The sequence below is a fragment of the Staphylococcus sp. OJ82 genome (assembly GCF_000294465.1).
Lineage (GTDB): Bacteria > Bacillota > Bacilli > Staphylococcales > Staphylococcaceae > Staphylococcus > Staphylococcus equorum.
In genome coordinates this window covers 1-14,789 of the sequence record NZ_ALPU01000003.1, presented here as the reverse complement: position 1 = coordinate 14,789, position 14,789 = coordinate 1, and the positions used below count along the sequence as shown (strand labels likewise).

At 35.5% G+C, this 14,789-nt stretch carries 7 protein-coding genes; 1 reads left to right on the top strand and 6 read right to left on the bottom strand.

The window, feature by feature from the left end; all coding sequences use genetic code 11:
- Positions 1 to 127 precede the first annotated feature (127 nt).
- A complete protein-coding gene (locus SOJ_RS02375; RefSeq protein WP_002506479.1) occupies positions 128 to 1,327 on the bottom strand; it encodes a M23 family metallopeptidase in 1,200 nt (399 codons plus the stop codon).
- Positions 1,328 to 1,598: 271 nt separating this feature from the next.
- On the opposite strand from SOJ_RS02375, the gene SOJ_RS02370 reads away from it, so the two are divergent.
- Complete coding sequence (locus SOJ_RS02370) at positions 1,599 to 2,804, top strand: MFS transporter (RefSeq protein WP_002506478.1); 1,206 nt, start codon at positions 1,599 to 1,601, stop codon at positions 2,802 to 2,804.
- Positions 2,805 to 2,865: 61 nt separating this feature from the next.
- Here the strand turns inward: SOJ_RS02370 and SOJ_RS02365 are convergent, their stop codons facing one another.
- The 5 genes from SOJ_RS02365 to SOJ_RS02340 all read right to left on the bottom strand — a co-directional run.
- Complete coding sequence (locus SOJ_RS02365) at positions 2,866 to 3,840, bottom strand: tRNA dihydrouridine synthase (protein ID WP_002506477.1); 975 nt, start codon at positions 3,838 to 3,840, stop codon at positions 2,866 to 2,868.
- Positions 3,841 to 4,026: 186 nt separating this feature from the next.
- Positions 4,027 to 5,196: a YbfB/YjiJ family MFS transporter gene (locus tag SOJ_RS02360; protein ID WP_002506476.1), complete on the bottom strand. Its 1,170-nt coding sequence runs from the start codon at positions 5,194 to 5,196 to the stop codon at positions 4,027 to 4,029.
- A 177-nt stretch (positions 5,197 to 5,373) separates the two neighbouring features.
- A complete protein-coding gene (locus tag SOJ_RS14155; RefSeq protein ID WP_002506475.1) occupies positions 5,374 to 12,534 on the bottom strand; it encodes an Ig-like domain-containing protein in 7,161 nt (2,386 codons plus the stop codon).
- A 213-nt stretch (positions 12,535 to 12,747) separates the two neighbouring features.
- The gene (gene exaC, locus SOJ_RS02345; protein WP_002506474.1) at positions 12,748 to 14,268 is read right to left on the bottom strand and encodes an acetaldehyde dehydrogenase ExaC; all 1,521 of its coding nucleotides are present in this window, start codon (positions 14,266 to 14,268) and stop codon (positions 12,748 to 12,750) included.
- A gap of 133 nt (positions 14,269 to 14,401) precedes the next feature.
- On the bottom strand, positions 14,402 to 14,789 hold a 388-nt coding region (locus tag SOJ_RS02340; RefSeq protein WP_037539417.1), incomplete at its 5' end, for an LPXTG cell wall anchor domain-containing protein.

Sequence of the window (14,789 nt, the reverse complement as noted above, 5' to 3'; positions counted from 1 at the left end):
TAATGTAAGTATGATATGGTATTAAAGATATTTCAAATATTCTTTGTTAATTCTGCATATTACTATAAAAAAACGTCCTTGAATTCTATAACAGAATTTCAAGAACGTTTTATTTTATCATTTTAATTTATGCTTTTGAGTTTACGTATGAAGTTGGGTCTACTGAATAACCGTTACCAATTCCGCCTTCCATGCGTTGGAAGTGTAAATGTGGTGCAGTAGAGTTACCAGTGCTACCTGACTCACCGATTTGTTGTCCTTCTTTAACTTGGTCACCTTTTTGAACGTTTAATGAATTCATGTGCATATACCATTGATAGTTGTCACTGTTTTGTTCTTGGATTGTAACTTGGTTTCCGCCACCATAATTACTCCAACCACTTTGAACAACAGTACCATCTGCTAATGAATACACTGGTGTGTTTTCATCCATTGCATAGTCCACACCGTAATGTGCCCCGCCACCATGATATTGACCATATGGTTGCATTTGACTATTACTTGTTAACCAATTTGATGAACTTGTGCTGTTATTATTGTTTGATGATGTATTGTTATTTGAAGCTTCTGATGTGCTCGCATTGTTATTGTTGTTTGATGATGCATTGTTATTTGAAGCTTCTGATGAAGGTGCCGCTTCTTGTTGTGTAGCTTGTCCTTCATTAGAACTATTTGTGTTTGTTGATTCTGTAGCAGGTGCATTTGTTGTGTTCTCTACATTATTTGATGTTGCATTTTGTTTTACATCTTCAACACCATTACCGTCATTGCGCGTATAACTATTTTCATAGTTTTCGTTTGATGATGTATTATTTTGTGTATAAGATGCGTTGTCGTTAGCTGCTGTGCTTTGTTCTTGTGATGAAGTTTGAGCAGAAACTTCATTATTAGAACTTTGTGGTGCTTCTTGTGATTGCGCTGGTGCTTCATTTACATCGTAGCCACTCTGTTGAACAGCTTCATGACTTTTATCAGCACTATAGTTGTTATCATTATATGCACTTGTTGCATTCGTATTTGTTGAGTTTGTGCCCTGATCATTCATAGGGAAATAGTAATAATGGTAATTTCCTTCTTCATCAATTAAATAGAAATAATATTGTTGTTGATCAAACATTGATTGATCCCAGTTTCCATCTAATGTATGGTGATAATTCCCATTATTATCTTCATCAATATAACCATATTCAAATATACCATTTGTAGATTGGTTACTTGAATATTGCGTACCTGATTGATTATTCTCTGATGCTTCTGCGTCTGACTGTGCTATGCCCACTGCTCCCAATGACAATGTAGCAAGTGTTGCTGTAACGATTTTTTTCATAATTAATAAATCCTCCCAAAATTTTTCCTTAGCTAACAATAGCAAAGAAATTATATAAAGAGAATAGCAGAAACTGTTTTTTAATTTCTTAGTAATTGATTTGAGATACCTGTAATTTTTTTGAAAATTCTATCTAAAGCTTCTAAAAAATACAGTCACTTCTCAATAATCTAAGTCCTCATATTATTAGATCTTTTAAAATAAATAATGTATTTTTTATATTATCTGTTAAGTGATACTATAGATATATTAAGAATAAAGGGGTCATATAATGGAAGATTTGAAAAATAACTATGTAAATAGAGGTTCAAAAGCATATATTAAAATTATCGTTGCACTTTTCATTTCAGGATTTACTATTTTTTCAATTCTATATAGCGTTCAACCATTAATACCCCACTTCACACAATCATTTAATGTGAGCGAAACTGTTGCAAGTTTGGCATTGTCGGCAGCAACCCTGACATTAGCTTTTGCTATGTTATTTTTCGGTGCAATATCGGAAGTAATTGGACGCAAACCTATTATGATTTTTTCTGTAATTTCGGTGTCATTATTAGCGCTAGTGCAACCGTTCATTACAGATTTCAACACCTTCTTAATTGTTAGACTTATACAAGGCATTTGTTTAGCAGGCTTACCCTCTATCGCCATGGCATATATCGGAGAAGAAATTTCTGCACATAGTTTACCCGAGGCAATGGGTATTTATATTAGTGGCAACGCCTTTGGTGGTGCGTTTGGTAGAATATTCACTGGATTTATTTCAAGTATTTATGGGTATCAAGTCGGCTTATTCTCTATTGCAGTTATTAGTGTTATTGCAGCAATATTATTTGCTTTCTTACTACCAGCATCTCGACATTTTGAGAAACAACACTTTTCTGTTAAAGCATTAGTATTGAGCTATAGTCAACATTTGAAAAATATTCGTTTACTAAAACCATTTATGATTGGCTTTCTATTATTAGGCTGTAACATCGCTGCTTTTAACTATATTGGCTTTGTGTTGGCAGCTAAACCTTATCAATTGCATGACAGTATTATTAGCTTTGTTTACTTATTATTCTTAATTGGTATGATATCTTCTATATTAAATGCAAAATTACGTAATAAATTAGGCACATTAAACGCTTTAAAATTCAGCATATTACTATTAATCGTTGGTATTTGGATTACACTTTTACCTTTTTTAGCTTTTAAAATACTCGGATTGGCATTCAGTGTTTATGCATTTTTCAGTGGTCACGCGATAGCAAGTGGCGTAGTTGCAAGTCGTGCTGAACATCATAAAGCGCAAGCATCTAGTTTATATCTATTATTTTATTACATGGGGTCATCTATTGGCGGTACATTAGCAGGTATCTTCTATGGGCTGATACAATGGCCAGGTGTTGTATTTATGATCACAGCTTTCATGATTATTGCATTTATTATTTCATTAACAATCAAACAGAAAACAGCTTACAAATCTTAAATTTAAGATTTATAAGCCGTTTCTTTTACTTCTTCAGTGTTTTTATCCAATTATATTAATGTTATTGTATAGGTGTCATTTGTGCTTCAAATTCATCAAGCAGTGTCCGGACTTCATCTGTTGTACTCGTACTCATCAGCTGATGTCTCAGTTCACCTGCACCTTTGATGCCACGTACATAGACTTTAAAGAATCTGCGCAATGGTTTAAACTGACGGGGTTCTTCTTTTGTATATTTATCGAATAGATCAAGATGTAATCTTAACAAACCTAATAGCTCTTCACTCGTATGCTCTTTTGGTTCTTTTTCAAATGCATACGGATTTTGGAAAATTCCACGTCCAATCATTACACCATCAATGCCATACTTCTCTGCCAGTTCGAGTCCTGTTTTTCTATCCGGAATATCTCCATTAATCGTTAATAATGTGTCCGGTGCGATTGCATCACGAACCTTTTTAATTTCTCCAATCAATTCCCAGTGCGCATCCACTTTACTCATTTCTTTACGCGTACGAAGATGAATCGATAGGTTCGCAATATCCTGTTCGAATACGTGTGTCAGCCAATCTCTCCACTCATCGATATCAGAATAACCGAGTCGAGTCTTAACACTTACGGGAAGACCTCCTGCTTTAGCTGCTTGAATAATTTCAGCTGCAGTTTCAGGATGCTGAATTAGTCCTGAACCTTTACCTTTTGTTGCAACATTTGGCACAGGACAACCCATATTTAAATCGATGCCTTTAAAGCCCATTTCTGCCATACCGATACTCATTTCACGGAAATGCTCTGGCTTATCTCCCCAAATGTGAGCGACAATAGGCTGTTCATCTTCAGTAAATGTTAAGCGTCCGCGTACACTGTGTACACCTTCAGGGTGGCAAAAGCTTTCTGTATTTGTAAACTCCGTGAAGAAAACGTCAGGTCTGCCTGCTTCACTGACAACGTGACGAAAAACAACATCTGTAACATCTTCCATTGGTGCCAAAACAAAAAATGGACGTGGTAATTCACGCCAAAAGTTTTCTTTCATATATATTTAAACCTTCTTATCTATTATTATCTCGAATTTTTATCCATGACGATATTACCACAAAAAGTCAATTTACACAAAAGTATTATGACTGTTAAAAAACCTGAATAGAGTACTTCTACACGTGTATATAACTCCTCTAACTTTTTATTTATTTAAATCCATTTTCTCTTTTGAATATATCATTTAATTTGTGACTCTATAACTATACATACTGCTTAATAGTCCCACGCAAAGTATAATTGACGCGAAAATCAGTGCTGCATTATAATTTCCAGATTCACCGATCAATACACCAGAAAGTGCTGGTGCAATCATTTGTCCCAAACTATAAATAACCGTTAATGAAGCAACTAAATTTATTTTACTATTACTTTGAAACATTAACGTTTGTGCTTTAGACATAAACAATGTCGTTAAACCAAGAAACGTAGCACCAAATAAAATAGAACTTATCACTAAACTCGTTATACTTTCTGAAAAAACAGGCAATATTACGGCAATAATTTGTAAAATAAATGCTAAATTAGTTGCTTTACTGTACCCTAATTTTTCAGCCATCATAGACCATAAAATCGTCGATGGAATAGCTCCTAATCCTACAAACATCCAACTTAACGCTGCATAATCTGCAAATTCAGGTATGGATTTAACGATTGCTACTAAAAATGTACCTGTAATTATGTAACCCGCACCTTCACAAAAATACGCTATTGAAAATCCCCAAATAAATTTTTTATTCAACTTAACTTTCGGTTTATCTTCCTTTTCATTTAAGGTTTGTGTTTCATTTTCAACATTTGAATTTTGGCGCATACCAAAAAACACAAAACTTCCCATAACTAAAGCAAAAACGCCCAGCAAAATCCACGTTATCTTCCAATTATTTTCTGTAGTGAATAAAAATATGAATATACTACTTGTGAAAATGCCTAGACCCACACCACTATAAAGCATACCTGAGATACGACCCTTGTTCGCTGCTCTCAATGCTTCGAGCGCCACATTTGAGGCTAAAACAAAAACCGTTCCGCTCGTTATCCCTGCGATTAAACGGAAAATTATCCATAATGTAAAATTATCAAATAATCCCATCAATATTGTTGAAACTATATTGATTAGTAAATAAACTTTCAAATCTGTAACCTTGCTAAACACAACTATCCATATAGGAATAATTGCTCCAATTAAATAACCTAAGTAATTAATAGTTGCAAGTAATCCTGCACTCTGGTTATCCATATGTCCCGTTTGTTGCATAAACGGCATAATAGGTGTGTATGCAAAACGTCCAATTGCCATAACTATAAACAAACAAATCATACCTAATATAAGTTGCCGATAAGCTTTTTGCATTTCTCCACACCTTTCTTTACTAATTACTCCATTATACGCCTAAGCTATATTTTTAGAAATGGCACATCATCAATAAGTTATATACAAAAGAAGACGGAAGCTCTATTTAAAGAGCATTCCGTCTTCTTTATTTTGTAATACTTTAATGATATTTTATCTTTATAATATTAATACTTATTAATGTTCTTCTGTATTTTTACGACGTCTTCCAATTAATATAAATGCACCAATCATAGCTAATAATGAACTGAATAATCCTTTATTTTGGTTCTCATTTTCACCAGTAGTAGGTAATTTATCTACATGTTTATTATTTCCTTTATCTAGATTATTTTTATCATTATTCATATTTGAAATAGTACCTTTTTCATCATTAGTTTGTATAACATCGCCTTTGGAAGCTATATCTGTCCCTGATTTATGATTAACTGAATCATCGGAATGTTTGATGTTACTATTTAAATTTGTGTGTTCTTTTCCATCTTCCCCTTCAATTCCATTCAATCCTAATTGACTATTTAAATCAAAATTATTGCTAGATTTATCATGATCATTCGCTTGTTTTGTTATTGAAACACTACTATTATTCACAATAATTGTTGTTGTTCCAGACATATTTCCTGACTTATCAATTGATGAGACTTGTATAGTATCTCCAGGGTTTAAATCTATTATAGAAGGGATATTAATTACGTAGTTTCCTTGATTATCAGCCCTTCCAGTTACGATAGTTCCATTTGGGAATTTAACTGTAATTGTTGATCCTGGTTCACCTGTTCCTGTTACTTTCGTATCTCCACTCGTAACTTTATTCACTGTTGGTGCTGCTGGTGCTGTCGCATCTTTAACTGTCACTTTTGTTTCTCGTGACACATTACCTGATGAATCTGTTGATGTGATAACCAATTCTTCATTTCCATCTAATTTTTTATCAACCGGTAAATCAATCACGTAATTTCCTTGGTTATCTACTGTACCTATTATGACACTTCCATCTGGGAATTTAACTATGATTGTTGATCCTGGTTTACCTGTTCCTGTTACCTGTGTACTTTCACTTGTAACTTCATTTACCGTTGGGGCTGCTGGGGCTGTCGTATCTTTAACTTTCACTTTTGCTTCTCGCGACACATTACCTGCTCCATCTGTTGATGTCACTACAAGTTCTTCGTTACCTTTTAATTTTTTATCAATTGGTAAATCGATTGCGTAGTTTCCTTTATCATCAGCTACACCCGTTACCACACTTCCATCTGGGAATTTAACTGTGATTGTTGAACCTGGTTCACCTGTTCCTGTTACTTGTGTACCTTCACTTGTTACCTCATTCACTGTTGGGGCATCCGGAGCTGTTGTATCTTTAACAGTTAATCTTGTTTCTGCTGACACATTGCCTGCTCCATCTGTTGATGTCACTACAAGTTCTTCGTTACCATTTAATTTTTTATCAATTGGTAAATCGATTGCGTAGTTTCCTTGATTATCGGCTGTACTTGTTACCACACTTCCATCTGGGAACTTAACCGTAATTGTTGAACCTGGTTCACCTGTTCCTGTTACCTGCGTACTTTCACTCGTAACTTCATTCACCGCTGGTGCGTTTGGTGCTGTCACATCTGTTACAGTTACTTTTGTTTCTGCTGATACATTGCCTGATGCATCTGTTGATGTCACTACAAGTTCTTCGTTACCTTTTAATTTTTTATCAATTGGTAAATCGATTGCGTAGTTTCCTTTATCATCAGCTACACCCGTTACCACACTTCCATCTGGGAACTTAACTGTTATTGTTGAGCCGGGTTCTCCTGTTCCACTTACTTGTGAATCTTCACTCGTCACTTCATTTATCGTTGGGACTGCTGGTGCTGTAGCATCTGTAACTGTCACTTTTGTTTCTGACGATACATTGCCTGCACCATCTGTTGATGTCACTACGAGCTCTTCATTCCCATTTAATTTTTTATCAATTGGTAAATCGATTGCGTAATTTCCTTGGCTATCTACTGTTCCCGTTACCACACTTCCATCTGGGAACTTAACTGTGATTGTTGAACCTGCTTCGCCCGTGCCTATTACTTGCGTACTTTCACTTGTTACCTCAGACACCGTTGGTGCGTCTGGCGCCGTCACATCCTTAACAGTTACTTTTGTTTCTGGTGACACATTGCCTGAATCATCTGTTGATGTCACTACGAGTTCTTCATTTCCATTTAATTTCTTATCTACTGGTAAATCAATCAAGTAATTTCCTTGATTATCGGCTGTGCCTGTTACCACACTTCCATCTGGGAACTTAACTGTGATTGTTGAGCCTGCTTCTCCCGAACCTGTCACTTGCGTATCTTCACTTGTTACCTCAGTCACCGTTGGTGCGTTTGGTACCGTCGCATCTATAACCGTCACTTTTGTTTCTGGTGACACATTTCCTGAATCATCTGTCGATGTCACCACGAGTTCTTCATTTCCATTTAATTTCTTATCTACTGGTAAATCGATTGCATAATTTCCTTGATTATCTGCCGTACCAGTTACGACACTTCCATCTGGGAACTTAACCGTAATTGTTGAACCTGCTTCGCCTGTTCCTGTTACTTGAGTTACTTCACTTGTGACCTCATTCACCGTTGGTGCGTCTGGTGTTGTCGTATCTTTAACAGTTAATCTTGTTTCTGGCGACACATTTCCTGAATCATCTGTTGATGTCACTACAAGTTCTTCGTTTCCATTTAATTTTTTATCAATTGGTAAATCAATTGCGTAATTTCCTTGATTATCTACTGTTCCCGTTACTGTGCTTCCATCTGGGAATTTAACTGTTATTGTCGAACCGGCTTCGCCTGTTCCTGTAACTTGTGCACCTTCACTTGTCACTTCATTAACCGTTGGGGCTGCTGGTGTTGTCGTATCTTTAACAGTTAATCTTGTTTCTGGTGACACATTTCCTGAATCATCTGTTGCTGTGATAACCAATTCTTCGCTTCCATTTAATTTCTTATCAGCCGGTAAATCAATCACGTAATTTCCTTGGTTATCTACTGTTCCCGTTACCACACTTCCATCTGGGAATTTAACCGTAATTGTTGAACCTGCTTCGCCTGTTCCTGTTACTTGAGTTACTTCACTTGTGACCTCATTCACCGTTGGTGCTACCGGTGCCGTCGCATCTGTAACTGTCACTTTTGTTTCTGGCGACACATTACCTGCTCCATCTGTTGACGTAATAACCAACTCTTCATTTCCTACTAAATCCACATTTGTTGGAATATCAATTGCGTAGTTGCCTTGGCTATCTACTGTACCTGTTATGACACTTCCATCTGGGAACTTAACCGTAATTGTTGATCCTGATTCACCTGTTCCTGTTACCCGCGTACTTTCACTCGTAACTTCATTCACCGCTGGTGCGTTTGGTGATGTCGCATCTGTTACAGTTACTTTTGTTTCTGGCGATACATTGCCCGCACCATCTGTTGATGTCACTACCAATTCTTCATTTCCTACTAAATCTACATTTATTGGAATATCGATTGCGTAGTTTCCTTGGTCATCCACTGTTCCCGTTACTACACTTCCATCTGGGAACTTAACTGTAATTGTTGAGCCGGCTTCGCCTGTTCCTGTTACTTGTGAATCTTCACTTGTTACTTCACTCACCGTTGGCGCTACTGGCACTGTCACATCTTTAACAGTTTCTCGTGTTTCGGGTGACACATTGCCTGCTCCATCTGTTGATGTCACTACGAGCTCTTCTTTTCCTACTAAATCTACAGTTGTTGGGATATCAATCGCGTAGTTACCTTGGTCATTTACCGTACCAGTTACAACACTTCCATCTGGGAATTTAACTGTAATTGTTGAGCCGACTTCGCCTGTTCCTGTTACTTGCGTACCTTCACTTGTCACTTCATTCACCATCGGTGCTACGGGTGCTGTCGTATCTTTAACAATTACTCTTGTTTCTGGCGATACATTTCCTGCTACATCTGTTGATGTCACTACGACCTCTTCATTTCCTACTAAATCCACATTTGTTGGAATATCGATTGCGTAGTTCCCTTGATTATCGGCTGTGCCTGTTGCCACACTTCCGTCTGGGAGTTTAACCGTAATTGTTGAACCAGGTTCACCCGAACCTGTCACTTGTGTACCTTCACTTGTCACTTCACTCACCATCGGTGCTACGGGTTCTGTCGTATCTTTAACAATTACTCTTGTTTCTGGCGATACATTGCCTGCACCATCTGTTGATGTCACTACGACCTCTTCATTTCCTACTAAATCCACATTTGTTGGAATATCGATTGCGTAGTTTCCTTGATTATCGGCTGTGCCTGTTGCCACACTTCCGTCTGGGAGTTTAACCGTAATTGTTGAACCAGGTTCACCCGAACCTGTCACTTGTGTACCTTCACTTGTCACTTCATTCACCGTTGGTGCACTTGGTGCTGTCACATCTTTAACAGTTGCTCTTGTTTCTGGTGATACATTGCCTGCTCCATCTGTTGATGTCACTACGAGTTCTTCGTTACCATTTAATTTCTTATCAATTGGTAAATCGATTGCGTAGTTTCCTTGATTATCTGCTGTGCCTGTTGCCACACTTCCGTCTGGGAGTTTAACCGTAATTGTTGAACCAGGTTCACCTGTTCCTGTAACTTGCGCACTTTCACTCGTAACCTCAGTCACCGTTGGCGCTATGGGTGCTGTCACATCTGTTACAGTTACTGGGTCTGATGCATAGCTAGTTTTTCCATTCTTAGTGGCAGTGGCAGTCAAAACTGTTCCAGCTTTTAGCGGTTGATTTAACTGTAATGATTTTGTTGTTTCTCCTTTTCCTAAAACAACCGTCCCAATAACATTGTTGTTATTATCCTTAACCACAACAGTAGAACCTTCAACACCTTTGACTTGGAGGTTTGTATTTTGATCGTTAACTGGTGCAATGGCAGGCTTTAATAATGCTTTCATATCAATTACATTAAATGTATTTACTTCAGCATTTCGATAATTCGGTGACTCAATAGCCACTTTATATTTTCCAGGTGGTAATTTTGACACGTTAAAACTAAACGTACCATTTTTATTTAGCGCGCCTTGTTTTATGACATTGCCATTTGGATTTAAAATTTTCACCTTTTGTCTTGCTGCTGATTTATCTAATGGGACATCACCTCTAATAATAGTATCCTCTGTTGTGATGTCATTTACGATGGGTTTCCCTACTAAAGGAGAAGTTTGATATCTTAAAACCTCGTCCCCATCATTTTTGCCATCTCTATCTGTATCACCATTAAATGGATCAGAATGTGAATTGTGAATTTCATAATTATCCGTTAAACCATCTTTATCTAAATCTTGTATATAGTAGGTTGCAGATCCAAAGGTGTTATTAATTATTCCTCCATTTCTATCTGTAAAATACCCATAGAATGCAAAATCTTCTTTTACTTGAGTTGTACTAGATATTAAATTACCGTTTTGATCATAGGAAGCATTTCTAGTCAATATATTATTAGGACTTTGATTATATTTAATTACTATTCTAATACCTACTGTTTCTGGCAAAGCATTATTAAATTCTATTAATTGATTTAAGTCACTATGTGTAATAGATCCTCTACCTTTCGAATCTACACGTAGCGTCGCTACTTTATTGGCTGCATAATATTTCTTGTCAAAACCATATAACCCGCGAAAATCTTGTTTATGTAACTCTATTGAACCGATATAAGGTAATAAAGCTGGGTCAATTTGGTAATGATATGTCCATTGTTTATATAGACCTGCATCCATTATTTTCCCACGATAGTTAAATATTCCATTTTTTAATATTTGTTGGTCTATAATTGCACCACCAAAGTTGCCGATTTTAGGATCGTATTGTACTGTTCCACTACTTGCTTTAAAAGAATTATTAGCATTAGTGGATTGTGACGGTGGTATATTATTTATTTCTCTCTCTGCTGCTGTCAAAAAATATCCACTCGTTTCTGAAGTTTGGATTTTTTTATTTTCAGAATTATCTTTAACATAGATTAAATAATTTAACTTATCATGTTTATTGTTCATACTGTTCAGGATATTTTTAACTGTAGTATCAAGATATATGACCCCATTAGAAGCTGTATATTGACTTAATATTTCACCACCGCCAAATAAACCGTTATTTGCTCTAATGAAATTAACTTGCCAAATGTTAGTTAATCTACCTTGTTTATTAGATAATCTAACAAATTGTACTGGTGATGTACGACCAGCTGGGTTAACAGTAATTCTTGTCACATGGTTAGCAATTATTGGATCAAGTTGTAAGTTTATTTTATATCTATCCCCTGAATTTGCTCCTGTCATATAACTATGGATTTCAAAAGGAATCGTTTTACTATTTAAAACACTATTCTTTGCTAATGATTCAGGATCAAAAATTAAAGTTTGAAATGTGTAATTTTCTGAATACTCTAATGCTTCTAAAGCACTATCTTCGGTCATTGCTTTGCTTGATGTTTTTCTATTTATAATTGAACGTCTCTTTCTCACTTTAGCAACCGCATTATTTGATTCTTTTGTATTTAGTACGCTTTCAGTGTTATTTCTGTCTGGGACATTATGTTCACTCGCTGGCTTAATATTTTCGCTTTGAGTATTCACTTCATCTTTTGCTTCTAATTTATTACTTGTATTATTTTCTTCATGGTTAATATCTTCTCTGTTTTGGGCTTCGCTTTGGTTTATTGTAGCTTTCTCTGCTATGTCATCTGTTTCTCTATTCTCGAATTTTTGAGATGAGTTATCAAAATTATGAGCAGCTTTCATTTTATTTTCCGTTTTTACAATTTCACTATTTTCTTCATTAGTTTTATTAGCTTTTGACTCTTCAATTTCTTTTTCAATTACATTCGACGTGTTGTTATTATTCTCTTTATTGTCAGTGACTTTATTTTTAGTAGTGTTTACAGCTACTTCTCGTTCTTTATTGCTAGTGTCTATTTCAGCTGTGTTATTTACTGTTGGTTTATTTTCAACAACACTTTGCTCTGAAGCACTATCACTAGTATTTAAATTATCGTTATGAATATCATGGCTTTCTGAAAAATCATTGACTGGATTTTGTTCGTTGCTATTTGCTTTTTCTGTATCAACTAAGTGGTTATCCTCTTCATTCACATTAGTACTGAGTGCTTTGGAGTCTTTTGAAAGATCGTTTTCTGCTGCATTAGCATCGTTAGAGATTCCGAATACTAACACGCTTCCCACTAATAATGACGCTGTGCCAACTGAAAGTTTTCTAATAGCATATTTATTCATTCTATTGGGTGTTAAATCATGATTGTTTTTCATTGCTTTCCTCCATTAATCTTAGTCGTTTGATATAATATCACAATTGTATTATTTTTTTAAGAGTTTTATATGGATTTAAATATAAAAATTAAGTTAGAAAATTATTTATTAGGTTTATGAAAATATACAATTAGAAATATTTTTAGTAACAAAAAAACTATCACGCATTAGCGCAATAGTTTGAAATGTCTCATTATATTTATTTATTTTTCATTAAAATAGACCTGTTGGCTTTGTATCATAACTTACAAGTAGATTTTTAGTTTGTTGATAATGGTCTAACATCATTAAATGATTTTCTCGTCCGATACCGCTCATTTTGTATCCGCCAAAAGCAGCATGCGCTGGGTAAGTATGATAATTATTAACCCACACACGTCCTGCTTGAATTCCTCTACCAATACGATACGCAGTGTTCTGGTTTCTCGTCCAAATACCTGCTCCAAGACCATAGATAGTATCATTCGCCATTTCTAGAGCTTCTTCATTTGTTTTAAAAGTTGCAACAGATAATACCGGACCAAATATTTCTTCTTGGAAAATACGCATACTTTGGTCACCTTTGAATATCGTTGGTTCAATATAAAATCCATTTTCTAAATTCTCTTTTTCTTGTCTAACATTTCCACCTACAAGAATTTCAGCGCCTTCTTCTTTACCAATATCTAAGTATTTTTTGATTTTTTCTTGTTGTTCGTTTGAAGTTTGTGCACCAACCATTGTGGTTTCATCTAAAGGATTTCCTAATTTTATTTTATTAACTTTTTCTATACATAAAGCTATGAATTTTTCATAGATATCTTCATGAATCAGTGCTCTTGAAGGACATGTGCATACTTCACCTTGATTTAGTGCAAACATGACTAAACCTTCTACAGCCTTTTCTAAAAATTCATCATCTTCATCCATAATATCTTTGAAGAATACATTCGGTGATTTACCGCCCAGTTCAAGTGTAACTGGTATAACATTGTCACTAGCATTCTTCATAATAATTTTTCCAGTTGTTGTTTCACCTGTAAACGCAACTTTATTTATGTTTTTATGCGTCGCTAACGCCTCACCAGTCTCATTTCCGAAACCATTTACTATATTGAGCACACCTTCTGGTAGAATATCTTCTATCACTTCAATAAAATGTAAAATCGATACCGGCGTTTGCTCTGCGGGCTTTAGTACTACTGTATTACCTGTTACAATCGCTGGCGCAATTTTCCAAGTTGCCATAAGTAAAGGGAAATTCCAAGGAATAATTTGTCCAATTACGCCTAATGGTTCTTTGTAATGATATGCAACTGTATCATTATCTATTTGTGAAATGCCGCCTTCTTCTGCACGAATCACACCTGCAAAATACCTAAAATGATCTACTACTAATGGTAAATCTGCTGTAAGTGTTTCTCTCACTGGCTTTCCATTATCAAACGTTTCTATCACTGCTAAATATTCTAAATTTTCTTCAATACGATCAGCTATATCTAATAATAACTGTGATCTTTCAGATAATGATTTTTTACCCCATTCTACTTGCGCTTTCTGGGCAGCTTCAACAGCTAAGTCCACATCTTTTTGTGTAGACTTAGGTATCTTGGCATAACTTTCACCTGTAACTGGTGAAATATTATCAAAATAGTTCCCTTCTTGTGGTTCAGTCCATTTTCCACCTATAAAATTAGCATATTTCGATTTTACTTTGTATTTTGCATCTTCTTGATTTGGATTTGTATATATCACTGTAAAACCTCCTTTATTGAGTCTAATACCCTCAAAAAAATAAAGTAAGCGCTTTCCTATATAATGTTTTAATTTTGATAAGAAAAGGCTCTCCACCCTTAATGGATGAAGAGCCTTTACAATATCACTTTGATTATGACATTTTGTTTTCGTCTTCTTCTTTTTTTCTACGACGCATCACAAGCAATAGTAAGCCGCCTAAACCTGCAATTAATGTGCCGAATAAAGTGCTATTACGTGTTTCATCTTGACCTGTTTCCGGCAATTCATTTTCTGAATTAAGTTTGTTGCTATGAGCACGTTTTGATTCACCTTTGTTAATGCTTGAATTAGTGGTGTTTTTATTCACAGTAGAATTGCTGTTAGTTTTTTCTATTGTTGAATTCTCTTGTGACATTATATCTAGTGATTTGCTTTGAGTTTCTTCTTTACTTGATGTTTCGTTTGTATTTGATTTTTCACCTATACTTGCTGTTTGTTCTGTTTTTGGTGTTTCACCTGTATTTGGCGTTTCACCTGCA

What these genes read in the sequence shown, in the direction of transcription:
- SOJ_RS02360 (WP_002506476.1), bottom strand. Translation starts at nt 5,196, where the DNA reads ATGCAAAAAGCTTATCGGCAACTTATATTAGGTATGATTTGTTTGTTT.
- SOJ_RS02365 (WP_002506477.1), bottom strand. Translation starts at nt 3,840, where the DNA reads ATGAAAGAAAACTTTTGGCGTGAATTACCACGTCCATTTTTTGTTTTG.
- SOJ_RS02370 (WP_002506478.1), top strand. Translation starts at nt 1,599, where the DNA reads ATGGAAGATTTGAAAAATAACTATGTAAATAGAGGTTCAAAAGCATAT.
- SOJ_RS14155 (WP_002506475.1), bottom strand. Translation starts at nt 12,534, where the DNA reads ATGAAAAACAATCATGATTTAACACCCAATAGAATGAATAAATATGCT.
- SOJ_RS02375 (WP_002506479.1), bottom strand. Translation starts at nt 1,327, where the DNA reads ATGAAAAAAATCGTTACAGCAACACTTGCTACATTGTCATTGGGAGCA.